The sequence below is a fragment of the Tsukamurella asaccharolytica genome (genome assembly GCF_007858435.1).
GTDB classification, from domain to species: Bacteria; Actinomycetota; Actinomycetes; order Mycobacteriales; family Mycobacteriaceae; genus Tsukamurella; species Tsukamurella asaccharolytica.
Window position 1 is genome coordinate 35,861 of the sequence record NZ_VIGW01000002.1, and the last position, 23,409, is coordinate 59,269.

The following is a 23,409-nucleotide window of genomic DNA, read 5'->3' on the forward strand; positions in this document are numbered from 1 at the left end:
AGATCATCGGAGAAGACCTTTCGACATCCCCCGCGCCCACGCAACGCAGCGTATGTTCGATCCATGACCGGACCCGAGACGGGCGTCGAGACCACGGCGCACCGTCGACAGCACACCGTGGGCATCGTCGAGGACCACGCCCTCATCGTGCTCGGCTTCGAGGCCAGCCTCGCCGCCGCGCCCGACCTGACCTTCAGCGGCCACGCCGCGGGCGTGGACGAGCTGCTCGACCGCTGCTGCCCCGACGTGGTGGTGCTCGACCTGCTCCTCGCCGACGGCACCGCCCCCGAGGCCAACATCGAGAAGCTCCACCTCGGAGGCGCGCGCGTACTGGTGTACACGGGCAGCTTCGACACCGACCCCTACCTCCCGCGACAGGCCGCCCGCGCCGGAGTCTGGGGCATCGTCCCGAAGACGGTGAGCGGCGACGACCTGGTGCAGGCCGTCCGCGACACCGCGGAGGGGCGGCCCGTCGTCACCACCGAGTGGGCGGCCGCGATCGACGGCGACCCCGACTTCAACGACGTGGGCCTGAGTCCTCAGCAGCGGGAGGTGCTGGCGCTGTACGCCTCGGGCGAGACCACGTCCCGCGTTGCCGAGCTCGCGGGGCTCGCGCCGAAGACGGTGGAGAGCTACATCGAGCGGATCAAGTCCAAGTACGCGGTGCAGGGCCGCCCCGCCGAGACCAAGCTGCACATGTACCAGCGGGCCGTCGAGGACGGATTCCTCCAGGCCCCTCGCAGGCACCGATGGCAGCGCTGACGCCGACGGCGTCGCTGCCGGGCGTCCCACCGGCGACTCCGGGCATCGGCGCGGACGAGCGACTCACCCGCGTCTTCACCCGGTTCATCGCCGCGGGCTACCTGTTCAACCTGCTCACGACGTTCCCCACCGTCATCGACGCCTACCGGGTGGCACCCGCGCTCACGGTGATCACCGCGACCGCCGTCTTCGGCAGCGGCGCCGCACTGCTCCCGGCGAGCTATGCACACGACCATCGCCGGACGATCGGCCGGGCTTCCATGCTCGCAGCGGGCACGTACCTCGCGTCCGTCGTGCTGTGGCTCGCGGCCGGCGAGATCGCGCACGTGCAGGTGTCCGGAGACCACTTCCTCTACTACATCCCCGCGCTCGCGGCGATGGCCATCGCGATGCCGGTGCGGCCCGCGGTCGCCGTCGGCTATGGCACGCTCGCGGTGGTCGGCACGGTGGTCCTCAACCACCGCGTCGGCACCGCGCGGGACCCCTACCTGCCGTCGATGCTGTTCTCCCTGGTCTTCTCCGCAGTCTTCCTCTCGGCATCGATCGTCGCCTGGCGCACGGGCCGCCGCCTCGACCTGGCCCACGCCGAGGCACTCGAAGCGACCGCCGCCGATGCCTCCGCGCAGGCCCGCGGCTACGAGCAACAGCGGTTCGCCGCGCTCGTCCACGACGACGTGATCGCGACCCTCCTCGCGTCCACGCGCATCGACGATGCCGCGGCCATCGCGCGGCACGCCCGGACCGTCCTGACCGCGGTCGACGAGTACGAGGGGCACGCCGATCACGACGACGCGCCGCCGGCGGTGGCCGCCTCCGTCCTCGGCGCCGCAGTGGGCCGCATCGCGCCGCACGCGTACTGGTCCGCGGACATCGGGCCGGACGCGTGCCGCGTACCGTCGGACGCCCTGACCGCCGCCTCCGCGGCGGTCTCCGAGGCGCTGCGCAACGTGCAACGGCACGCCGGGCCCCGCGCCCGCGCGACGGTCCTCGCCGACTTCGACGCCGACGGCTTCTGCGTGACCATCGAGGACGACGGCGCCGGCTTCGACCCGCGCACCGTTGCACCGGATCGGCTCGGGCTCGCGGGCAGCATCGTCGGGCGGATGGCGTCGACGCCCGGCGGCGCCGCGGCTGTGGAGTCCGCGCCCGGCGCGGGCACCACGGTCTCGATCCGGTGGTCGCGGTGACCGACGACGACGACGTCCGCGACATCCTCGGGATGCGACACACCGGGGCGAAGGTCCTGGTGTGGGGCTTCGCGGCGACCTTCGCCGTTCTCGCCTGGTACGCGCGCAGCGACCTGGACCGCGACTGGCCGCAGGCCCTGGGGGTCGCGGCCCTGCTGGTCGGCGCGCTGGTACTCATCCGCGCGCCCGGGGATCCGTTGCCCTACCGGTGGACCGCGGTCGTCGCCGGCGGCGGGCCGATCGCGGCGCTCAGCGTGTTCCCGTTCCTGCCGGGCGAGTACGCCTTCGCGCTCACCACCTGGCCGATCGGCGGCGGCGCCGTCCTCAGTGCCTATCTCGCGGTGCGCGGCCGCATCGCCATCACGTGGCTGTCGGTCGCGCTCACCGCGGCCGTCGTGGTGTGGTGGGCCGTTGACCGCGGACACGGCGCTGTCGACGGGGTGCTCCGCTGCCTGCCGAGTACGACCGTCACCCTCACCGCCACGTTCTTCGCGCTGACCCTGCGCCCCGTCGCCCGGCAGACCTTCGCGATGCGGGCCCGCACCACTGAGCGACGCGCGGCGGAGGCCGCCGCCGCGACGGCGCGCGAGGAGCGCAGCCGCCGCCGTGACTTCCTCGACCGCGAGGCTCGCCCCATGCTCGAGCGGCTCGCCACCGGCGTACCTCTCACGGCGCAGGAACGGCTGGAGTGCCGCATCGTCGAGGCCAGGCTCCGCGACTCGGTGCGCGCCCCGGGGCTGCTCTCCCCACGACTCACGGCGGCCGCCGACAGTGCCCGCCGCCGGGGCGTCGACGTGGTGCTCCTCGACGACGGAGGCCTGCGCGACCTGGCCCCGCCCGCGGCGGCCGCGATCCGCGACCGGATCGCCGAGGCGGTCGAGTCGCTTCCCCGCGGTGCGGTGACCGCCCGCGCGGTGCCGCCCGGTCGCGCGCTGGCGGCCACCATCCTGCTCCGCGACGTCGACGGGACGACCACGCGGATCGAGCTGCCGGGCCCGGCCTGAGCCGAGGGACCCCGCGGTACGGCCCTGCGGGGATTCACCGAACCGCGCTAGACTGTCCGCTTGACCATGAGAGCATCGACTACCGGCGGAGGCCCCGCGTTCACCCCCGAGGACCTCAACGGCTTCTTCGGGGGGCCGACGGTGCGGCGCGCGGGCGAGTACGTGGGCACCGGCCTCATCGGCGATCTCGAGTGGGACGACGAGAAGCGCCTCGTCACGGGCGTCGTCGCCGGCACCCGCGAGTACGACACGCAGGTGTGGATCGAGCCCGGCGGCTCCGGCTGGCGCCCCGTGCGCAGCCTGTGCAGTTGCCCCGTGGCGCTCAACTGCAAGCACGGCGCCGCGCTGCTACTCGAGCTCACCGCGGAGGACGTCGAGGAGAGCGAGGCCCCGCAGCCCGACCCGTGGGAGCGGCAGCTCGCCTCCCTCCTGCCCGAGCCCGCGCGCACCAGCGCCGCGGTGCTGCCCGTCGCGCTGCAGTTCGACGTCGACGAGCGCGGCGTCGTCTCCGGGCAGCGACTGCAGGTGCGCCTCGCGACACCCGGCATGCGCGAGGGCTCGTGGGTCGCCGGCGACGTGCGGTGGCGCACCATTGCCACCGCGCCCCGGGTCGCGCCCGCGCAGCGCGACGTCCTCGCGCCGCTGGCGCAGCTCATCACCTGGTCGCTGTACGGCGTGGACGCATGGGCCGATCTCGGGATGGTCGACACTCCGCTGCTCTGGGATCAGCTGCGCGCCGTCCGCGACGCGGGCGTGCCGCTGCTGAGCAAGAGAGCGCGCGGCACCGTCGTACTGGGCCCGCCGACGCGGCTCGGACTCGTCACCCGCTCGGTCGGCGGGAACGTCGAGCTGGACCGGGAAGTCGATTTCGGCGACGGGCCGCGGCCCTTCACGGGCGGGCTCCTCGGCGCGCACCGCGCACTCGGTGCCTTCCAGCAGGACGGCGACGTGCTGCGGCTCGCCCCGCTGGCCCCGCCGCTGACCCCGCAGCAGACGACGGCGCTGCGGCGGTTCACCCCGGTGCAGGTGCCCGCGGAGGCCGTGCCGGAGCTGCGCGAGAAGTACCTGCCCTACCTGGCGGCCGTCGCGCCCGTGCGCGACCCGGACCAGCTCGTCGGCGAGGTGGAGGTCTCGGGCCCCGCCCTGCTGTGCACCGCCCGCTACTACCCCGAGGCCGCCGAGCTCGAGGTCGACTGGAAGTGGCGCTACACGGTCGTGAGCCAAGGGGTCGGCGAGCCGACCGACTACGCCCTGGGCCGCGAGCCGGCCGGCCTGGCGGACGCCGTCGGACAGCAGCGGATCACCCGCGCGATGGCCGAGGCGCTGCGCGAGGCCGCCGTCGGCGTGGACCACTCGCAGGGCTTCTACCGGGGCACCGAGGCCGCGGTCTGGCTCGCCGAGGTCGCGCCGGTCCTGCGATCGGTGCCGTCGGTCGTCGTCGAGGTCACCGACGACCCCGGCTTCCGCTGGGCGCAGAACTCGGCCTCGGTGTCCGTGCGGGTGCGGCCGGAATCCGACGGCCCGTCGACCGACTGGTTCGATCTCGAGGTCGCCGTCGAGGTCGACGGTGAGGAGGTCCCGTTCCGGGACGTCTTCACCGCCGTCGCCGCGGGCCACGACACCCTCGTCACGCCCGGCGGCGTGCTGGCCCGCATCGACGGCGAGCGCTTCGACCGGCTGCGCGAGCTGATCGGCGAGGCGCGGGACCTGCCGGCGCGGGGCGCGCGGCGCGGCGCGCGCACCGGGCCCGGGGACCGCTCCGGGGACCGGGACGGCCTGCGGATCAGCCGTTTCCAGGCGGGCCTCGTCGACGACCTCGCGGACCTCGCCGACGCCACCGACTTCGACGGTGACTGGTCCCGCCGGGTCGGCGCCCTGACGGCGGGCGACCTGGCGCGGCAGGAGGCACCGTCGACACTGAAGGCGGAACTCCGGCCGTACCAGCGCGACGGCCTGGACTGGCTCTCGTTCCTGTACGACAACGACTTCGGCGGCATCCTCGCCGACGACATGGGCCTCGGCAAGACGGTCCAAACGCTGGCGCTGATCTGCCGGGCGCACGAGACCGCGGCCGAGCGGCCCGGCCCGTTCCTGGTGGTGGCGCCGACCTCGGTGGTGGGCAACTGGGCCGCCGAGTGCAAGCGGTTCGCGCCGCACCTGTCGGTGGCGGTGGTCTCCGAGACCGCACGCAAGTCGGGCTCGTCGATCTCGTCCGTGGTGGCGGGTGCCGACCTGGTGCTGACCTCGTACACGCTGCTGCGGTTGGACGCCGAGGAGTACGCGGCGGTCTCGTGGGCGGGCGTGATCCTCGACGAGGCGCAGTTCGTGAAGAACCCGCGGTCGAAGGCCTTCGCGGCGGTCTCGCTGCTGGACCGCGCGTTCACCCTCGCCGTGACCGGTACTCCGATGGAGAACCACCTCGAGGAGCTGTGGGCCCTCACCGCGCTGACGGTGCCGGGGCTGTTCCCCGGGCGGTCGTGGTTCGCGGAGGAGTACCGGCGGCCCATCGAGCGCGGCGGCGACGACGACCGGCTGGCCCGGCTACGGCGGCGCGTGCGCCCGTTCATGCTGCGCCGCACCAAGGACCTGGTGGCGAAGGACCTGCCGGCGAAGACGGAATCGGTGGTGCAGGTGGAGCTCTCGGAGGAGCACCGGCACACCTACGACCGGGTACTGGCCGATCAGCGGGCGAAGCTGCTGGGCCTGCTGGACGACTTCGAGGGCAACCGGTTCGAGATCCTCCGGTCGCTGACGATGCTGCGCCGGCTCGCGCTCGACCCGTCGCTGGTGGACGAGGAGCTGGCCGTCGAGGACGTCGCCAAGCTCGACTTCCTGGTGGAGAAGCTGGACGAGCTGCTGGAGGAGAAGCACGCCGTACTGGTGTTCAGCCAGTTCACGGGCTTCCTGCACAAGGCCGCGGAGCGCCTCGACGAGGAGGGCGTGGAGTACGCCTACCTCGACGGCTCGACGACGGACCGGCCCGCGGCGATCGAGAAGTTCACCTCGGGCGAGGTCCAGGTCTTCCTGATCTCGCTCAAGGCCGGCGGCTTCGGCCTGAACCTGGTGCAGGCCGACTACTGCTTCCTCCTCGACCCGTGGTGGAACCCCGCGGCGGAGGCGCAGGCCATCGACCGCGCGCACCGTATCGGCCAGACCCGCAGCGTGATGGTCTACCGCCTGGTCTCCGCAGACACCATCGAGGACAAGGTGATGGCGCTCAAGGAGCGCAAGGCCGCCCTGTTCGATTCCGTCGTCGGCGGCGAGGGCGGCTTCGATGCGCGCCTGGCCGCCTCCGACATTCGCGCGCTGTTCGAGGACTGAGATTCCGGCCGGGGCCGGGGCCGGGGCCGGGGCGGTAGTCGATGCGAACAGCCATGCGCGGGGCGCATGGCTCAGGCGCAGCATGACGCGTGACTCCGCCGGGTTGAGTTCCGCAGTCAGACGTCCCCCGCGCCGCGCCGAACCGCGGCTTCGACGTTCACTCCCCCACCAGACGCCGCGCACCTGGTGGGGGCTCGGTCGTCCCCCACTCGGCGCCGACTCCCCCACCAGGAGCCGGCTTTCTAGGGCCTCACCTTCGTCCATGTCAACGGCTCACGCCGCGGACCAGCGGTGACCGTTCCAGTTGGCCAGGCGCTCGGTGGGGCCGGCGCCCTCGCGGGGCTCGACGACGGGGCCGAACGGGACGTCGCCGCCACGGAAATCGGCGGGCAGTACATTCTTCACCACGGCCAGCGCGCCCTCGGGCACCGCGGGCTCGGGGAACTCGGCCGGCTGACCGGTGGCGACCGCCAGGTCCCAGCCGTGCACCAGCGTCTCGTTGATGTACATCCCGAGCGCCGCGAAACCGGGGACGACGCCCCAGGGCACGGTGACCTCGCGCTCGAGCGGGGCGGCCTCCCACGCCGCCAACGCGCGCTCGCGGATCGCGGCATACGTGGCGGCGTCGTGTTCGTCGGCGCGGAAGGGCTGTCCCTCGACGGTCGCGACCGTGGCGAGCGCCTCGGCGCGCATCATCACGGCGACGAGGTGCTCGGCGAGGGCGCGGACGTCGAAATCGTCGCACGGGGTGGGCAGCGTGAGCTGCTCCTGGGTGACGCCGGCGAGGAGGGAGTGCACCCACGCGGTGGCGACGGCGTAGGAGGGACGGGGATCAGTTGCTGTGTTGGTCATGGGAACGATTCAACCGGCAGAACATGACACCTTGTGTCATGTTTGTCTGGCAATCTGAGATTCATGCGCGCCGACCGCCTCCTGTCCGTCCTCATGCTGCTGCGCCACCGCGGCACCATGACGGCCGCGCAGATCGCCGCGGAGCTGGAGGTCTCGACCAGGACCGTGCTGCGCGACGTCGAGGCGCTCGGCGTCGCGGGCGTCCCCGTCTACACCGACCGCGGCCGCGGCGGCGGCATCAGCCTGCTTCCCGGCTACCGCACCGACCTCACGGGCCTCACCCTCGACGAGGCGAAGGCCCTACTCGCCGGCGCGCCCGACTCCCCCGCGTTCGCGGGCGCCATGCGCAAGGTCGCGGCGGCGCTGCCCGAGGCGCACCGTCGGGAAGCGGCGGCCGCCGCCCAGCGAATCCACGTGCGCCCCGACGGATTCGCCCGCGCGCCCGAGCCCGAGCCTCACCTGGGCGAGCTGCAGCGCGCCGTCATCGACGGGCTGCGCGTGCGGGCGACGTACCGGCCGCGCGGGTCCGGCGCGGCGGAGCGGACGCTGGACCCCGTCGGCCTGGTCCACGCCGGCCAGTCCTGGTACCTGATGGCCCTGCGCGACGGCGCGCGGCGCACCTACCGGACCTCGCGGTTCGAGGCCGTCACGGTGCTCGCCGAGCCCGCTCGGCGCCCCGCGGAGGTGGACCTCGCGGCCGAGTTCGAGGAGTCCCGCGCGTCGTTCCGCTCCGGCCGCGAGGCGATCACCGTCGAGCTCCGGGCCGACGAGTACGGCTGGACCAAGCTCTCCGGTCTCGGGACGATCGTCGCCCCGCCCGGGCCCGACGGTGCCGGCACGCTCGGCTTCAGCGACCTCGGACGCGCGGTGTGGACGCTGTGGGGCGCGCTCCCGCACGTCGAGATCGTCGGACCGCCCGCGGTGCGCGCCGCGCTCGCCGACCGCCTCGCCGCGGCGGCCGCGGCGCTGGGCCCGAGCTAGGGGGCCAGGGCGACCCGGACGACGGTGCCCTTCTCCCCGCTGGTCGCGACGGCCCGGCCCGTGCGGTCACCGTCGGGGAAGTGGAGCGTGAGGTCGGCACCCTCCCCGAGGAAGTTGCGCCACCACTGCTTCTGTTCCGGCATCGCGACGCCGATGACCACCTCGTCGCCGGTGCGACGGTACGCGACCGGCAGGGAGAAGGACTTGCCGGATTTGCGGCCGGTGTAGCTGACGGTGACCATCGACTTCCCCAGCGCGGGGCCGACGACGGGCAGGGACAACAGCGGCGTGAAGGCGGTGTTGAACAGCTTGGCTCCGCGCTGGAAGAGGTTCATGCCACCACGGTAGCCGCGGCGGCATACTGGTGTGGTGAAGCTGATCCTCAACATCATCTGGCTGGTGTTCTGCGGGTTCTGGATGGCCGTCGGGTACGCGATCGCCGGGATCATCTGCTGCTTGCTGATCGTGACCATCCCGTTCGGACTCGCGTCGTTCCGCATCGCCAACTACGCGCTCTGGCCGTTCGGGCGGACCGTCGTGGACCGGCCCGGAGCCGGCGCGGCGTCGCTGCTGGGCAACATCATCTGGCTGCTGGTCGCGGGGATCTGGCTCGCGATCGGGCACATCCTGACCGGGATCGCGCTGTGCCTGACCATCATCGGCATCCCGATGGCCATCGCGAACTTCAAGATGATCCGGCTCTCGCTGCTGCCGCTCGGCTCGGAGATCGTCCCGACCTCGTAGCCCTCGAAGGATCGTCGCCATTCCTAGTGGTTTCGGCGGACGAATCGCAGGTCGGGGGCGCCGTAACCACTAGGAACCGGTCGACTGGGAACCGCCAGCGGAGATGGTGCGTCCAATGATGTGATCCGCCGAACGCGCGACCTGCTCCGGACTCAGACCGCACACGCCATGCGCATCGAGTCCACGTCGGTTCTGCACGGCCTCCGGAAGGACGGCGTGGAGTCCGCGACGGCTAAGGAGATCCGCGACGCACTCGCCTTCGCCTACCCCGAGGCCGTCTTCACCGGATGGACCGCCGCCGCACTCCACGGCGCGTTGTACACCGACTGCCACCCGCCGGAGATCTGGCTTCCGCAGCAGCGCGCCCGCAAGAACGTGATCATCCGCACCGGTCACCTTCCCAAGGAGGACATCCAGACAGTCCTACGCCGGCGAGCGACATCGGGCCCGCTCACCGCCGCCGACATCGCACGCCACAGCACGACCGACGAGGGGATCGCGGGGTTCGACCAGTGCCTGCGCGTCGACGACTACGGCAGGTCGGTCACCACGCAGAAGGCCGTTCTCGCCTACCTCGACGCGCACCCCGGGTTCTACGGCGGGCACCGAGTGCGCGCCGTCCTCGCCGAATCGAGCATCGGCGCCGACTCGCACTGGGAGACCTACACCCGCCTCGCGGTGCACCGAGCAGGCCTGACCTTCTTCACACCGCAGACACCGGTTCCCGGCACCGGCTACCACGTCGACCTGGGCGATCCGGAACACCTGATCGCCATCGAGTACGACGGCGGGTATCACCGGTCAGTACGGCAGCAGCGCAAGGACATCCGGCGCTGGAACGCCATCACAGGACAGGAGTGGGCGATCATTCGTGTGACATCCGAGACGCTCACCGGGTGACCTCGCGGCCTTCGTCACACGCATCGAATCCGAACTCCGACACCGCGGCTGGTCGGGCCCCACGCCGACGGTGCCGCGTCTCCTGTTAGCCGACCAGCCGGTTGCCAGCGGAATCAGTGGGCAAATCGCAGGTCGAGATCGCCGAAACCACTAGCAATCTCAGAGCGAGGGGCACCGTCGGACCAACGAGGACGGCCCCCGACCTGCAGAAGCAGGTCGGGGGCCGTTGTCAGCTACTCAGCTCAGCGGTAACCGTCGGAGAAGCCGTAGTCGTCGAGCGGCACCGCGGCGCCGGACGGGGCGCCGAACGCACCCTCCGGGCCGTAGTACTGGTCGTCGAAGGTCGGCACCGAGTACGCGGCCGCGCGGGCCTCCTCGGTCGGCTGCACCTGGATGTTCCGGTACTTGTTGATGCCCGTACCGGCCGGGATGAGCTTACCGATGATGACGTTCTCCTTGAGGCCCACCAGCTTGTCGGAGCGGGTGTTGATCGCGGCGTCCGTGAGCACGCGGGTGGTCTCCTGGAAGGAGGCCGCCGACAGCCACGAGTCGGTCGCGAGCGAGGCCTTCGTGATGCCCATGAGCACCGGCCGGCCGGCCGCGGGCTCGCCGCCCTCGGCCACGACGCGACGGTTCTCGGACTCGAACTCGGAACGCTCGGTGAGCGAACCGGGCAGGAACTCCGTCGAACCCGAATCGATGATCGTCACGCGACGCAGCATCTGCCGGACGATCGTCTCGATGTGCTTGTCGTGGATCGACACACCCTGCGACCGGTACACCTCCTGGACCTCGTTGACCAGGTGCACCTGCACCTGACGCGGGCCCATGACGCGCAGCACCTCGTGCGGGTCGGCAGCGCCCTCGAGGAGCTGCTGGCCCACCTGCACGTGGTCACCGTCGGCCAGCAGGCGCTCCGAGCCGTCCTCGTGCTTGAACACGCGGAGACGCTGGCGCTTGCTGATCTTGTCGTACACGACCTCGTCGCTGCCGTCGTCCGGCGTGATGGTGATCGTGTAGAACCGGTCGTCGTCCTCCAGGCGGATGCGGCCGGAGACCTCGGCGATCGGGGCCTTGCCCTTGGGGACACGGGCCTCGAACAGCTCGGTGACTCGCGGCAGACCGCCGGTGATGTCGTCACCGACGCCACCCTGGTGGAAGGTACGCATGGTCAGCTGGGTACCGGGCTCACCGATCGACTGCGCGGCGACGATACCGACGGCCTCGCCGATGTCGACGAGCTTGCCGGTCGCCATCGAGCGGCCGTAGCAGGTGGCACAAACACCGGTGCCGGTGGTGCAGGTGAGCACGGAGCGCACCTTCACCTCCGCGACGCCGGCCTCGAGAAGCGCCTCGATCTGCGGATCGCCCAGGTCGTGACCGCGCTCGACGACGACGGTGCCGTCCGCCGCGACCGCGTCCTCGGCGAGGGTGCGGGCGTACGCCGAGGTCTCGACGTGCGCGTCGCGGATCAGCGAACCGTCGGCCTGCACCTCCGCCAGCGGCACGATGATGCCGCGGCTGGTGCCGCAGTCGGTCTCGCGGACGATGACGTCCTGCGAGACGTCGACCAGACGACGGGTCAGGTAGCCCGAGTCAGCGGTACGCAGAGCGGTATCGGCCAGACCCTTACGAGCACCGTGGGTGTTGATGAAGTACTCCAGCACCGTCAGGCCCTCGCGGAACGAGGACTTGATCGGACGCGGGATGAACTCGCCCTTCGGGTTCGTCACCAGGCCCTTCATGCCCGCCAGGTTGCGCACCTGGGTCATGTTGCCGGTCGCGCCCGACTTCGGAATCATCGTGATCGGGTTGTCCTCGGGGTAGAACTCGTCGATCGCCTTGCCGACCTCGTCCGTGGCCTGCTTCCAGATCTCGACCAGCGCGTCGCGGCGCTCACCGGAGGTGAGGGCACCGCGGGCGTACTTGCGCTCGATGCCGTCGGCCCGCTCCTCGTAGCGGTCGAGGATGTCCTTCTTGCTCGGGGGAACGAGCACGTCGGTCATCGAGACGGTGACGCCCGAACGCGTGGCCCAGTAGAAGCCGGCGTCCTTGAGCTTGTCGACGGTCTGCGCGACCACGATCATCGGGTACCGCTCGGCCAGGTCGTTGATGATCACGGCCTGACGCTTCTTCGGCATCTGCTCGTCGATGAACGGGTAGTCCGCCGGGAGCAGCTCGTTGAACAGCACGCGACCCAGGGTGGTCTCGGCCGTCCAGGCCTGACCGCGGGTCCACGCACCGTCGAACAGCTCCGCCTCGACGTCGGCCGCCGGGCGCTGCTGCGTGAGCCGCACCTTGATCGGGGCCTGGATCGACAGGTCGCCCAGGTCGACGGCCATGATGGCCTCCGCCGGCGAGGAGTACACACCGGTCTCCGGCTGGTCCTTCGCGGCGGGCGTGTACGCGCCCTTCGCGTCGGCCTTCTCGGTGGTCAGGTGGTACAGGCCGGTCACCATGTCCAGACGGGGCATGGCGAGCGGGCGGCCCGACGCCGGCGACAGGATGTTGTTCGAGGACAGCATCAGGATGCGGGCCTCGGCCTGCGCCTCCGCGGACAGCGGGAGGTGCACGGCCATCTGGTCACCGTCGAAGTCGGCGTTGAAGGCCTCACACACGAGCGGGTGCAGCTGGATGGCCTTACCCTCGACGAGCTGCGGCTCGAAGGCCTGGATGCCCAGGCGGTGCAGCGTGGGGGCACGGTTGAGCAGCACGGGGTGCTCGGCGATGACCTCTTCGAGGACGTCCCACACCTGAGGCCGCTGCCGCTCGACCATCCGCTTGGCCGACTTGATGTTCTGCGCGTGGTTGAGATCCACCAGGCGCTTCATCACGAAGGGCTTGAACAGCTCGAGCGCCATCAGCTTCGGCAGGCCGCACTGGTGCAGCTTGAGCTGCGGACCCACGACGATGACCGAACGGCCAGAGTAGTCCACGCGCTTGCCGAGCAGGTTCTGCCGGAACCGGCCCTGCTTGCCCTTGAGCAGATCGGACAGCGACTTGAGCGGGCGGTTGCCCGGTCCGGTGACCGGCCGGCCGCGGCGGCCGTTGTCGAACAGCGCGTCGACGGACTCCTGCAGCATCCGCTTCTCGTTGTTGACGATGATCTCGGGCGCGCCGAGGTCGATCAGTCGCTTGAGGCGGTTGTTGCGGTTGATCACGCGGCGGTACAGGTCGTTCAGGTCGGACGTGGCGAACCGGCCACCGTCGAGCTGGACCATCGGGCGCAGCTCCGGCGGGATCACCGGCACCGCGTCGAGGACCATGCCCAGCGGCGAGTTGCCCGACTGCTGGAACGCGGCCACGACCTTGAGGCGCTTGAGCGCACGGAGCTTCTTCTGCCCCTTGCCCGAGCGGATCGTCTCGCGCAGCGACTCGGCCTCGGCGTCGATGTCGAAGTTCTCGATGAGCTTCTTGATCGCCTCGGCACCCATGGCGCCCTTGAAGTACTCGCCGTAGCGGTCCTGCAGCTCACGGTAGAGCTTCTCGTCGACGATCATGTCCTTCGGCGCGAGCTTGACGAAGGTCGTCCAGATCTCGTCGAGCTCGTCGATGGCACGCTGCGCGCGGTCGCGGATCTGCCGCATCTCGCGCTCGCCGCCGTCCTTCACCTTGCGGCGCTGGTCGGCCTTGGCACCCTCGGCCTCGAGGACGGCCAGGTCGTCCTCCAGCTTCTTGGCGCGGTTCTCGAGGTCCACGTCACGCTGGTCCTCGAGCACCTTCTTCTCGGAGGTGATCTCGGCCTCGAGCGTGGACTGCTCGTTGTGGCGCTGCTCCTCGTCGACCTCGGTGATCACGTAGGCGGCGAAGTAGATGATCTTCTCGAGATCCTTCGGCGCCAGGTCCAGCAGGTAGCCCAAGCGCGACGGGACGCCCTTGAAGTACCAGATGTGGGTGACGGGCGCGGCGAGCTCGATGTGGCCCATCCGCTCACGACGCACCTTGGCGCGAGTGACCTCGACGCCGCAGCGCTCGCAGATGATGCCCTTGAAGCGGACGCGCTTGTACTTGCCGCAGTAGCACTCCCAGTCGCGCGTCGGACCGAAGATCTTCTCGCAGAAGAGTCCGTCCTTCTCGGGCTTGAGCGTGCGGTAGTTGATGGTCTCGGGCTTCTTGACCTCGCCGTAGCTCCAGTTGCGGATGTCATCGGCGGTCGCCAGACCGATCTTCAGTTCGTCGAAGAAGTTGACGTCGAGCACTTCTCTCCTTATTCGTTCGGTTGGCGTGGACTAGTTCGCGAGGTCTTCGGCGGAGGCGTTCTCGTTGCGCGAGAGGTTGATGCCGAGGTTGGCAGCAGCGCGCTCGAGATCCTCGTCGTCGCCGTCGGCCATCTCGATGGCGGCACCGTCGGACGACAGCACCTCCACGTTCAGGCAGAGCGACTGGAGCTCCTTGAGGAGCACCTTGAACGACTCGGGGATGCCGGGCTCCGGGATGTTCTCGCCCTTGACGATCGCCTCGTACACCTTCACGCGGCCGACCACGTCGTCCGACTTGATGGTGAGCAGCTCCTGCAGCGTGTAGGCGGCGCCGTACGCCTGCATCGCCCAGCACTCCATCTCGCCGAAGCGCTGGCCGCCGAACTGCGCCTTACCACCCAGCGGCTGCTGCGTGATCATCGAGTACGGGCCGGTGGAGCGGGCGTGGATCTTCTCGTCCACCAGGTGGTGCAGCTTCAGGATGTACATGTAGCCGATGGCCACCGGGTACGGGAAGGGCTCGCCCGAGCGGCCGTCGAACAGCGTCGCCTTGCCGTCGGCCTGGACCATCACGTCGCCGTCGCGGTTCGGGAGCGTCGAGCCGAGCAGGCCGGCCAGCTCCTCGTCCCGCGCACCGTCGAAGACGGGGGTGGCGGTGTTGGTGTCCTTGGGCTGGCTGTACATCTCCTCGGGCAGCGCCGAGGCCCAGTCCGGGATGTTCCCCTTCTCGTCGCGCACGTCCCAGCCGGTCTTGGCGACCCACCCGAGGTGGGTCTCCAGGATCTGGCCGATGTTCATACGACGCGGCACGCCGTGCGTGTTGAGGATGATGTCGACCGGGGTGCCGTCGGGCAGGAAGGGCATGTCCTCGGCGGGGAGGATCTTGCCGATGACGCCCTTGTTGCCGTGGCGGCCGGCCAGCTTGTCGCCGTCCTGGACCTTGCGCTTCTGGGCCACGTACACGCGGACCAGCTCGTTCACGCCGGGGGGCAGCTCGTCGTCGTCGTCGCGCGAGAAGACGCGGACGCCGATGACCTTGCCGGTCTCGCCGTGGGGCACCTTGAGCGAGGTGTCGCGGACCTCGCGCGCCTTCTCACCGAAGATCGCGCGGAGCAGCCGCTCCTCCGGGGTCAGCTCGGTCTCGCCCTTCGGGGTGACCTTGCCGACCAGGATGTCGCCGTCGCGGACCTCGGCGCCGATGCGGATGATGCCGCGCTCGTCGAGATCGGCCAGCACCTCGTCGGAGACGTTCGGGATGTCCCGGGTGATCTCCTCGGCGCCCAGCTTCGTGTCGCGGGCATCGATCTCGTGCTCCTCGATGTGGATGGACGTGAGCACGTCCTCCTCCACCAGGCGCTGCGAGAGGATGATCGCGTCCTCGTAGTTGTGGCCCTCCCACGGCATGATCGCCACGAGCAGGTTCTTGCCGAGCGCCATCTCACCGTTGTCGGTGCAGGGGCCGTCGGCCAGGACCTGGCCACCCTCGACGCGCTGGCCGGCGTTGACGATCGGACGCTGGTTGGCGCAGGTGCCCTGGTTGCTGCGCGCGAACTTGCGCAGCTTGTAGGTCTTGCGGGTGCCCTCGTCGGCCATGACCGTGATGAAGTCGGCCGAGACCTCCTCCACGACGCCCGCCTTCTCGGTGATGACGACGTCGCCGGCGTCGACCGCGGCGCGCAGCTCCATACCGGTGCCGACCAGCGGCGACTCGGAACGGACCAGCGGCACGGCCTGACGCTGCATGTTCGCGCCCATGAGGGCACGGTTGGCGTCGTCGTGCTCGAGGAACGGGATCATCGCGGTCGCGACCGAGACCATCTGGCGCGGCGAGATGTCCACGTACTCCACGGCGGAGACGGGCACGAACTCGACCTCGGAGCCGCGCTTACGCACGAGCACCTTGTCGTCCGTGAGGCGGCCGGTCGCGTCGGTGGTCGCGTTGGCCTGCGCGATGTAGTAGCGATCCTCCTCGTCGGCCGTCATGTAGACGACCTCGTCGGTGATCTGGCCGTCGACGACCTTGCGGTACGGCGTCTCGATGAAGCCGAACGGGTTGACCCGCGCGTACACCGACAGCGAACCGATCAGGCCGATGTTCGGGCCCTCCGGCGTCTCGATCGGGCACATGCGGCCGTAGTGCGACGGGTGGACGTCGCGGACCTCGAGGCCGGCGCGCTCACGCGAGAGGCCACCGGGGCCGAGCGCCGACAGACGACGCTTGTGGGTCAGGCCCGACAGCGGGTTGTTCTGATCCATGAACTGCGAGAGCTGCGAGGTGCCGAAGAACTCCTTGATCGCCGCCGAGACCGGGCGGATGTTGATCAGGGTCTGCGGCGTGATCGCCTCGACGTCCTGCGTGGTCATGCGCTCCCGCACGACGCGCTCCATGCGGGACAGGCCCACCCGCAGCTGGTTCTGGATCAGCTCGCCGACGGTGCGCAGGCGACGGTTGCCGAAGTGGTCGATGTCGTCGACCTCGACGGGGACCTCGACGCCGTCCGGCACGGTCATGTAGGTCAGCTGCTCCGACGGTGCCTCGTGCAGGCGCACGAGGTACTCGATCGTCGCGACGATGTCCTCCTCGGTGAGCACCAGCGGCTGCGTGCCGTCGGAGTTCGCCGGGAGACCGAGCTTCTTGTTGAGCTTGTACCGGCCGACGCGGGCCAGGTCGTAGCGCTTCTCCTTGAAGAACAGGTTCTCCAGCAGGGTCTGCGCCGACTCCTTCGTGGGCGGCTCGCCCGGGCGCAGCTTGCGGTAGATGTCGAGCAGCGCCTCGTCGGTGCCGGCCGTGTTGTCCTTCTCCAGGGTGGACCGCATGATCTCCGAGAAGCCGAAGCGCTCGAGGATCTGCTCGCTGGTCCAGCCGAGGGCCTTGAGCAGCACGGTGACCGGCTGGCGGCGCTTGCGGTCGATGCGGACGCCGACGGTGTCGCGCTTGTCCACGTCGAACTCCAGCCACGCGCCGCGGGCCGGGATGACCTTCACGCTGTGCAGCGGCTTCTCGGTCGACTTGTCGATGTTCTCGTCGAAGTACACGCCCGGGCTACGGACGAGCTGCGAGACGACCACGCGCTCGGTGCCGTTGATGATGAACGTGCCCTTGTCCGTCATCATGGGGAAATCGCCCATGAAGACGGTCTGCGACTTGATCTCGCCGGTGTTGTTGTTGATGAACTCGGCGGTGACGAACAGCGGCGCCGCGTACGTCATGTCCTTGTCCTTGCACTCCTCGATCGAGGCCTTGACCTCGTCGAAGCGCGGATCGGAGAAGGACAGCGACATCGAGCCCGAGAAGTCCTCGATGGGCGACAGCTCGGCGAGGATGTCCTCCAGACCGCCGGTGGGCTGCGCCTCGCCGCGCGCCGCGGCCTTCTCCCGCCAAGCGGGCGTACCGACGAGCCACTCGAACGAGTCGATCTGCAGATCGAGCAGGCCCGGTACGGGAAGCGGCTCGGAGATCTTCGCGAACGACACACGCTTGGGCGCTCCGGGCACCACGGCGTCGTTCTGATCGTTCTGAGTCTGGCTGGAGACGGAGACTGCCAAGATGCGTCCTCTGCTGTGACTAGTAACGTTGCCAAAATTGTGCTGACGGCAACCCGCAGAGTACGGCCCTTACGAGGGCGAATATTCAGATGGGCAGGAGGCAGCCAGCGCAACGTCCAACATTAACAGAGGATTGACCGCCCCGCAAGGGGCAGTCCAGACTAAGCCCCTCGGGGCTTCCGCGCAAGCATGACGCGCGTCATTCTTCGAACACCGGCATCGTCGGTCGGCACTGCCGGTCGCCCCGGCCGCGGGCTGGCTGCCGTGCGGTCCGGATGCACCCGAGGATGCTCTCACGTGGACACGAGCACATCGCGTCCTGCCGATAACTGTGACCCGAAACCGCGCGGACGTCAAGCGAAACCGCCGATTTCCTTCGAATATCGGCGTCGATGGTGCTCCCGGGACCACGACACCGGCCCGGGAGAGCGTTCCCGGGCCGGTGTCGGTCAGTTGCTACGACGGTGCGGTCAGCGCCCGCCCTCGACCTTCGGCAGGTGGTCGGTGGGGTTCTCGTCCGGATGCGCCACCTCGTAGGCCGCGGTCGGCGAGTCGTCCCCCGCGTACCCCTTCTGAATCGAGACGGGGGCGGTCGCGGGGGCCTGCTGGTGCTGCGCTGCGGCCGCGGTGGTGGCGGCGGCCGCGGTGGTGGCGGCGGCCGCGGGCACAGTCGCGGTAGGCGCCGTGGCGGGCGCCGCCGTGGCGGTGGCGGCGGGCGCGGCGGTGGCGGGCGCGGTCGTGGCGTAGTCGGCCGGGTCGTCGCCGAGGTCGCGGCGGATGGCGATCTGCGCCTTCTCCGGCAGCGTCGGCAGGATCTGGCGGACGCGGGCCTTGCGTCGCTGCTCGCCCTTGCGGGGCGGCATGCCCGGCGTGGGCTGCATCTGTGGGGCGATCTCGTCCGGCACGTCGACGCCACCGTCGGAATGGCCGGCGGCGACGCGGGCGCGCTCCGCCTCCATCTGCGCCGTGTCCTTCTCCTCCGACATGCCGATCGGGCCGATCATCGAACCCGACAGGAACTGCTTGACCACCGGCTCCTCGGAGGTGAGCAGCACCTCGCGGGGACCGAACATGACCAGGTGCTTGAGGAAGAGCATGCCCATGTTGTCGGGCACCGTACGGGCGATGTTGATGTTGTGCGAGACGATCAGCGTCGTGCAGTCGATCTGCGCGTTGATGTCCATCAGCAGCTGGCTGGTGTAGGTGGTACGCACGGGGTCGAGGCCGGAGTCCGGCTCGTCGACGAGCATGATCTGCGGATCCATCACGAGGGCGCGGGCCAGGCCGGCGCGCTTACGCATACCGCCCGAGATCTCACCGGGGAGCTTGTCCTCCGCGCCGATCAGACCGACCATCTCGAGCTTCTCCATCGTGATCTGACGGATCTCGCTCTCCTTCTTCTTCGTGTGCTCACGAAGCGGGAAGGCCGTGTTGTCGTACAGGTTCATCGAGCCGAACAGCGCGCCGTCCTGGAACAGCACGCCGAACATCTTGCGGATCTCGTACAGCTCCGACGACGTACAGGTGAGGATGTCCGTGCCGTCGATGATGATCTCGCCCTCCTCGGGGCGGAGCAGGCCGATCAGCGACTTCAGGAACACCGACTTGCCGGTACCCGACGGGCCGAGCAGAACCGAGACCTCACCCGCCGGCAGGGTCAGCGAGACGTCGGACCAGATGTTCTGGGACCCGAACGACTTCGTCAGGTTCTTGGTAGTTACTTCGACACCCACTGCCGTAGACCTTTCGTCGCACTCCAGGTGTGGCTCGCGCCACAGCCGCTGGGAGCACAGTACCCCAGTAGCCGCTGGTCGCGGTACCGGACCTGTTCTACTCGGACCGGCGGCACCGTCGGAAAACGAGAACCGCCCCGTCGCACTGGGCGACGGGGCGGTTCGGAGCACTGACGTGCGGTTCGGCTATTACTTGACCGAAACCGACGCGCCGGCCTCCTCGAGCTTGGCCTTGGCAGCCTCGGCGGCCTCCTTGTCGACCTTCTCCAGGATCGCCTTGGGGGCGCCCTCGACGAGGTCCTTGGCCTCCTTCAGACCGAGGCCCGAAACCAGCTCGCGGACGACCTTGATGACCTGGATCTTCTTGTCGCCGGCACCCTCGAGGATGACGTCGAACTCGTCCTGCTCGGCAGCGGCGTCGGCGCCGCCGGCGGCCGGGGCGGCACCGGCAGCCGCGACGGCGACCGGAGCAGCGGCGGTGACCTCGAAGGTCTCCTCGAAAGCCTTCACGAACTCGCTGAGCTCGAGCAGGGTCAGCTCCTTGAACTGGTCAAGCAACTCGTCGGTGGTGAGCTTCGCCATGATGGCGTCCTTCCGTTCAGTCTTGCTCGCTGATCCGCGAGGCAAGGTGGTGATGGTTCCCGCGAGCGGTGCCCGCGGGGGTTCGCTGGATCAGCGGTCTTACGCGGCAGCCTCTTCGGCGGCCTTCTTCTCCTGCAGCGCGGCGGCCAGGCGGGCCACCTGCGAGGCGGGAGCGTTGAACAGGCCAGCGGCCTTCGCCAAGTTGCCCTTCATCGCACCGGCGAGCTTGGCCAGGAGCACCTCGCGCGACTCGAGGTCGGCGATGCGCTCGACCTCGGCCACGGACAGCGCTTTGCCGTCCATGTAGCCGCCCTTGATGACCAAGTCCTTGTTGTCCTTGGCGAACTTCTTGATCGCCTTGGCGGCCTCGACCGGCTCACCCTCGATGAAGGCGATGGCGGTCGGGCCCACGAACAGCTCGTCCAGGCCCTCGACGCCGGCGTCCTTGGCGGCGAGCTTGACCAGGGTGTTCTTGGCGACGGAGTAGGTAGCACCCTCTCCGAGCGAACGACGCAGCTCGGTGATGGAACCGACCGACAGCCCGCGGTACTCGGTGACCACGGTGGCCGTGGACTTCGAGAACTGCTCGGCGATCTCAGCGACTGCTGCGACCTTCTCGGCGTTTGCCATACTTCGCCTCCTCTCTACGTGTCATCCGTCTGCGGAGGCCCTACCCTGAAACGACGAGAACCCCGGCGCAGGGCGCACGGGGTTCATGAAGAAGCCTCGTCCTCCTGCGTGGGTCGCCGACACGGGGCCGGACCTTCGATCAGGCTCGCGCCTGATGACCGACGGTCTTCGGTGGAACGATCCGGTTGTCACCGGATTCCAGGGGACCAGAGTACCGGCGGTGCGCGAGTTCACCAAATCGTGGTGCGACGGTGCCGCGCGTCCAGCCAGGTCGGCCCACGTCCGTCGTCCCCCGCGCGGCGCCGCGTCCCCCACGAGAAGCCGGGTCAACCGACGGCGACGCCCGATTCCGTGTAGACGATGCGCAGGGCTAGGCCGGCCTCCGGGCCCATGATCCGGGCCGCGAGGTCGACGAACGCGGCGGTGAACGAGGGGCCGTGAGCGGCGCCGTCGATACCCGCGCCGTCGACACCCGCGGCGGCGACGACGTGGTGGGCGAGCTCGTGCAGGACCACCAGCTCGCGCAGCGCCCAGGCACCGTCGCGCCCGGCGGGGACGGCGATGACCGGACCGGCCGGACCGCTCTCGTAGTGCGCGCCGCCGGCGCCCGCGCGGGCCCGCACCCGCACCGCGCCGGGCCCGAGAACCCGGTCGGCGTAGGACTGCACCGCGTCGACGGAGGCGAATCGGGCCTCGGGCGGCAGGGTCAGCGACACCCCCAACACGTCGACGGTGCGCCCCGCCCCGGCGTGCTCGAACAGGCCGCGGACCAACTCCTCCGCGCGATAGACCGCGGCCCGCTGTGCGTCCCTAGCCAGCGTGGCTACACATCCTTGGCGACCTTGAGCTGCTCGATGATGGCCTTGCCGGTGGCGGCCATGTCGTCGCGGCCGATCGGGATGACCAGCATGGCGTAGGTCTGCGGCGCGGACGCGATGACGATGACCGTGATGTCGTCACCCGCGACGGTGAGCCTGTCGCCCGTGACCAGGATCTTGCCGGTGACCTTCGCGGCGGGCACGCCGTCGACGGTGATCGACTCCGCCGCCGACTGCTCCACCCGCTTCGACGTGACGTTGAGGTAGCCGGCGCCATCGGCGATGCACTGGATCATCCGCGAGGCGGCGTCCTTGGGGTCGAGCTTGGAGTTGAAGTTGGTCTGGCCGACCTCCGCGCCGGCCTGCCAGGGCTGGCCGTCGTCCATCGACTTCTGCAGGCCCGCGGCGGCAATGCTCTGTGCGTAGACGGTGTAGCTCTCCTTCTCCCATCCCGGCGCGGCCGAGACGGGGAAGGACAGCGGGCCCGAGGCCACTCGGTCGGTGATCTCGGAGGCGAGGCCCGTGCCGGGCACACCGCAGTCGCCGCCCGTGCTGGGCGTGACCGAGGTCGGGCCGGTGCTGGGCCCCGCGGAGGCATCGCTCTCGTTGCTGTTCGAGTTCACCACGAGCAGAACCGCGGCGATGGCGACGGCGATCACGACAACCACCGCGATGCCGACCGCCGCGTACAGGCCAGTGCGGTTAGGCTTCTGCGGCGGCTGCCCGGGGTACTGCTGGCCCGAGTACTGCTGGCCCGGGTACTGCTGGCCCGAGTACTGCTGGCCCGGGTACTGGTAGCCCTGCTGCTGGTATCCCTGCTGGTACGGCTGTTGCTGCCCGTATCCGTACTGGTAACCGCCCTGGGCGTACGGATCGGGCCGCGCATACGGGTCTGGCTGCGCGTTGGGATCGGGCTGCTGCCCGTACGGATCCTGCGGGTTGCTCATACGTCCCTCGCCACCTTGAGCTGCTCGAAGACCTGCTGGGTCACCGCCGCGAGGGCGGTGTCCCCGATCGGGGTGTCCGACTCGAAGTATGCCTGGGGCGCCGAGCCGATCACCACAACAGTAACCACGTCTCCCGTGATCGCCAGACCGGCGCGGCTGACGAGGATCCGCCCGACGACGCGGGCGGCGGGCACGCTGGGACCCACGGAGGCGGGAGCGGGTTCACGGCGCGCCCTGCTCCAGCGCGCCACGACTGCCGCCCAGCTCGGAGTGGGCGCCCAGGCGCGCGGACCGGCCAGCGCGGTCACCGGCGCGGCGGGCACCGTCGGAGTACCCGGCCGACGCGGTGGACCCGCGCCACCGGCCCCGCGCCGTGGACTCGCCCCGGTAGAACGAGGCGAGCTCGACCTCCTTGTCGCGCAGCGCGACCGCGGTGCCGGGTTCACCCCGCTCCGTGGCCTGCGCCGTGGCCTCGGCCCGGGCCTCCGCGAGCCGCGCCCCGATGCGGGCGGCGAACGCGGACTGGAAGTTGATCCGGGCGGTGACCGCCGCGACCGGCTTCGTCTCCACCCAGCGGCGCCGGGTGCGCCGATCTTCGTACAGCTGCTGCACCGTCTCCGACTTGTAGGCGCCCGACCGCAGGTAGGCGTCCGACGCGCGGACCATCTGGATGACCAGGGACGCGTACAGCGCCTCACACGCGTCGATGTCCTCCGCGAAGCCGTAGGCGAAGACGAAGGTGGAGTTGGCGGCCACGTCGCACCGCACGTCGTTCGACTGGGCGATCGCGACGAACAGCTCGACGAAGGTGCGCAGGCCGCGCCGGCCCGCCTCCCCGATCCGGACGGTGCGCTGCTCGGGGACGGCCCGGGCCCGCTCGGTGCCGCGCTGGTGGGCGCGGGCGACGGCGAGGTCGATCGACGCGGCCGTCGCGAGCCGCTGCGCCGCCTCCGTGAATGTGGCCGCCTCGTGCTCGTTGTCGGTCCCCTCGGCCTGCCGCAGCAGCGCCCCGATCCGCGTCAACAGCCTGTCGTCGTCCATGGCGCGAGGATACCGACGCCGACCGACACGTTCCCGACGCCGCGAGCCGGCCGGAGGCTCCGCGCCCCAAGCGAACGACAAGCGGATCGCCGTGCCCCGAGGAATACCGTCGACCTCAGTCACCCGGATCCCCGTCGAAGGAGAAGTCAGTGTCGGTTCGCC

Annotated in this window: 17 protein-coding genes and 1 pseudogene; 7 read left to right on the forward strand and 11 right to left on the reverse strand. The window is 70.1% G+C overall.

Annotated features, from left to right (window positions below):
- Window positions 1-63 precede the first annotated feature (63 nt).
- From FK529_RS03320 to FK529_RS03335, 4 genes are all read left to right on the forward strand, one after another.
- Window positions 64-762: a response regulator transcription factor gene (locus tag FK529_RS03320; RefSeq protein ID WP_146559622.1), complete on the forward strand. Its 699-nt coding sequence runs from the start codon at window positions 64-66 to the stop codon at window positions 760-762.
- On the forward strand, window positions 750-1,949 hold the full coding sequence (locus FK529_RS03325; RefSeq protein WP_146559623.1) for a sensor histidine kinase: 1,200 nt from the start codon (window positions 750-752) through the stop codon (window positions 1,947-1,949). Before FK529_RS03320 ends, FK529_RS03325 begins: the two co-directional genes overlap by 13 nt.
- The gene (locus FK529_RS03330) at window positions 1,946-2,953 is read left to right on the forward strand and encodes a DUF8320 family protein (RefSeq protein WP_146559624.1); all 1,008 of its coding nucleotides are present in this window, start codon (window positions 1,946-1,948) and stop codon (window positions 2,951-2,953) included. The genes FK529_RS03325 and FK529_RS03330 overlap by 4 nt, the downstream gene beginning before the upstream one ends.
- 66 nt (window positions 2,954-3,019) lie before the next feature.
- Window positions 3,020-6,274, forward strand: coding sequence for a DEAD/DEAH box helicase (locus FK529_RS03335; RefSeq protein WP_146559625.1), 3,255 nt, complete (start codon window positions 3,020-3,022; stop codon window positions 6,272-6,274).
- A 273-nt stretch (window positions 6,275-6,547) separates the two neighbouring features.
- Here the strand turns inward: FK529_RS03335 and FK529_RS03340 are convergent, their stop codons facing one another.
- Window positions 6,548-7,126, reverse strand: coding sequence for a TIGR03086 family metal-binding protein (locus FK529_RS03340; RefSeq protein ID WP_146559626.1), 579 nt, complete (start codon window positions 7,124-7,126; stop codon window positions 6,548-6,550).
- A 63-nt stretch (window positions 7,127-7,189) separates the two neighbouring features.
- On the opposite strand from FK529_RS03340, the gene FK529_RS03345 reads away from it, so the two are divergent.
- A complete protein-coding gene (locus tag FK529_RS03345; protein ID WP_146559627.1) occupies window positions 7,190-8,107 on the forward strand; it encodes a helix-turn-helix transcriptional regulator in 918 nt (305 codons plus the stop codon).
- On the opposite strand, the gene FK529_RS03350 is transcribed toward FK529_RS03345, so the two are convergent.
- Window positions 8,104-8,442, reverse strand: coding sequence for a PNPOx family protein (locus FK529_RS03350; protein ID WP_146559628.1), 339 nt, complete (start codon window positions 8,440-8,442; stop codon window positions 8,104-8,106). The genes FK529_RS03345 and FK529_RS03350 overlap by 4 nt on opposite strands.
- Before the next feature lie 34 nt (window positions 8,443-8,476).
- Here FK529_RS03350 and FK529_RS03355 point away from each other — a divergent pair, with 34 nt between their 5' ends.
- Window positions 8,477-8,851 (forward strand): YccF domain-containing protein, encoded by a 375-nt coding sequence (locus tag FK529_RS03355; RefSeq protein WP_146559629.1) that lies wholly within the window; start codon window positions 8,477-8,479, stop codon window positions 8,849-8,851.
- Between the two features lie 168 nt (window positions 8,852-9,019).
- On the forward strand, window positions 9,020-9,751 hold the full coding sequence (locus tag FK529_RS03360; protein WP_146559630.1) for a PDDEXK family nuclease: 732 nt from the start codon (window positions 9,020-9,022) through the stop codon (window positions 9,749-9,751).
- A 242-nt stretch (window positions 9,752-9,993) separates the two neighbouring features.
- Here the strand turns inward: FK529_RS03360 and FK529_RS03365 are convergent, their stop codons facing one another.
- The 9 genes and pseudogenes from FK529_RS03365 to FK529_RS03405 form a co-directional block, all read right to left on the reverse strand.
- Window positions 9,994-13,950, reverse strand: coding sequence for a DNA-directed RNA polymerase subunit beta' (locus FK529_RS03365; protein WP_146559631.1), 3,957 nt, complete (start codon window positions 13,948-13,950; stop codon window positions 9,994-9,996).
- A 30-nt stretch (window positions 13,951-13,980) separates the two neighbouring features.
- A pseudogene (rpoB, locus tag FK529_RS03370) lies at window positions 13,981-17,531 on the reverse strand (DNA-directed RNA polymerase subunit beta).
- Between the two features lie 435 nt (window positions 17,532-17,966).
- Window positions 17,967-19,229: an ABC transporter ATP-binding protein gene (locus FK529_RS03375; protein WP_166436373.1), complete on the reverse strand. Its 1,263-nt coding sequence runs from the start codon at window positions 19,227-19,229 to the stop codon at window positions 17,967-17,969.
- 189 nt (window positions 19,230-19,418) lie between these two features.
- Window positions 19,419-19,811, reverse strand: a complete 393-nt coding sequence (rplL, locus tag FK529_RS03380) for a 50S ribosomal protein L7/L12 (RefSeq protein ID WP_146559633.1) — start codon at window positions 19,809-19,811, stop codon at window positions 19,419-19,421.
- A gap of 99 nt (window positions 19,812-19,910) precedes the next feature.
- On the reverse strand, window positions 19,911-20,441 hold the full coding sequence (rplJ, locus tag FK529_RS03385; RefSeq protein ID WP_146559634.1) for a 50S ribosomal protein L10: 531 nt from the start codon (window positions 20,439-20,441) through the stop codon (window positions 19,911-19,913).
- A 326-nt stretch (window positions 20,442-20,767) separates the two neighbouring features.
- A complete protein-coding gene (locus FK529_RS03390; protein ID WP_146559635.1) occupies window positions 20,768-21,259 on the reverse strand; it encodes a TIGR04338 family metallohydrolase in 492 nt (163 codons plus the stop codon).
- 5 nt (window positions 21,260-21,264) lie between these two features.
- Window positions 21,265-22,206 carry a hypothetical protein gene (locus FK529_RS03395; protein WP_146559636.1) on the reverse strand — a complete coding sequence of 314 codons (942 nt, stop codon included), beginning with the start codon at window positions 22,204-22,206 and terminating at the stop codon, window positions 21,265-21,267.
- Complete coding sequence (locus tag FK529_RS03400) at window positions 22,203-22,400, reverse strand: hypothetical protein (protein ID WP_146559637.1); 198 nt, start codon at window positions 22,398-22,400, stop codon at window positions 22,203-22,205. The genes FK529_RS03395 and FK529_RS03400 overlap by 4 nt, the downstream gene beginning before the upstream one ends.
- 28 nt (window positions 22,401-22,428) lie before the next feature.
- Window positions 22,429-23,247, reverse strand: a complete 819-nt coding sequence (locus FK529_RS03405) for a DUF2786 domain-containing protein (protein ID WP_146559638.1) — start codon at window positions 23,245-23,247, stop codon at window positions 22,429-22,431.
- Window positions 23,248-23,409: the final 162 nt, after the last annotated feature.

What these genes read in the sequence shown, in the direction of transcription:
- FK529_RS03320 (WP_146559622.1), top strand. Translation starts at nt 64, where the DNA reads ATGACCGGACCCGAGACGGGCGTCGAGACCACGGCGCACCGTCGACAG.
- FK529_RS03325 (WP_146559623.1), top strand. Translation starts at nt 750, where the DNA reads ATGGCAGCGCTGACGCCGACGGCGTCGCTGCCGGGCGTCCCACCGGCG.
- FK529_RS03335 (WP_146559625.1), top strand. Translation starts at nt 3,020, where the DNA reads ATGAGAGCATCGACTACCGGCGGAGGCCCCGCGTTCACCCCCGAGGAC.
- FK529_RS03340 (WP_146559626.1), bottom strand. Translation starts at nt 7,126, where the DNA reads ATGACCAACACAGCAACTGATCCCCGTCCCTCCTACGCCGTCGCCACC.
- FK529_RS03345 (WP_146559627.1), top strand. Translation starts at nt 7,190, where the DNA reads ATGCGCGCCGACCGCCTCCTGTCCGTCCTCATGCTGCTGCGCCACCGC.
- FK529_RS03350 (WP_146559628.1), bottom strand. Translation starts at nt 8,442, where the DNA reads ATGAACCTCTTCCAGCGCGGAGCCAAGCTGTTCAACACCGCCTTCACG.
- FK529_RS03360 (WP_146559630.1), top strand. Translation starts at nt 9,020, where the DNA reads ATGCGCATCGAGTCCACGTCGGTTCTGCACGGCCTCCGGAAGGACGGC.
- rplL (WP_146559633.1), bottom strand. Translation starts at nt 19,811, where the DNA reads ATGGCGAAGCTCACCACCGACGAGTTGCTTGACCAGTTCAAGGAGCTG.
- rplJ (WP_146559634.1), bottom strand. Translation starts at nt 20,441, where the DNA reads ATGGCAAACGCCGAGAAGGTCGCAGCAGTCGCTGAGATCGCCGAGCAG.
- FK529_RS03395 (WP_146559636.1), bottom strand. Translation starts at nt 22,206, where the DNA reads ATGAGCAACCCGCAGGATCCGTACGGGCAGCAGCCCGATCCCAACGCG.
- FK529_RS03405 (WP_146559638.1), bottom strand. Translation starts at nt 23,247, where the DNA reads ATGGACGACGACAGGCTGTTGACGCGGATCGGGGCGCTGCTGCGGCAG.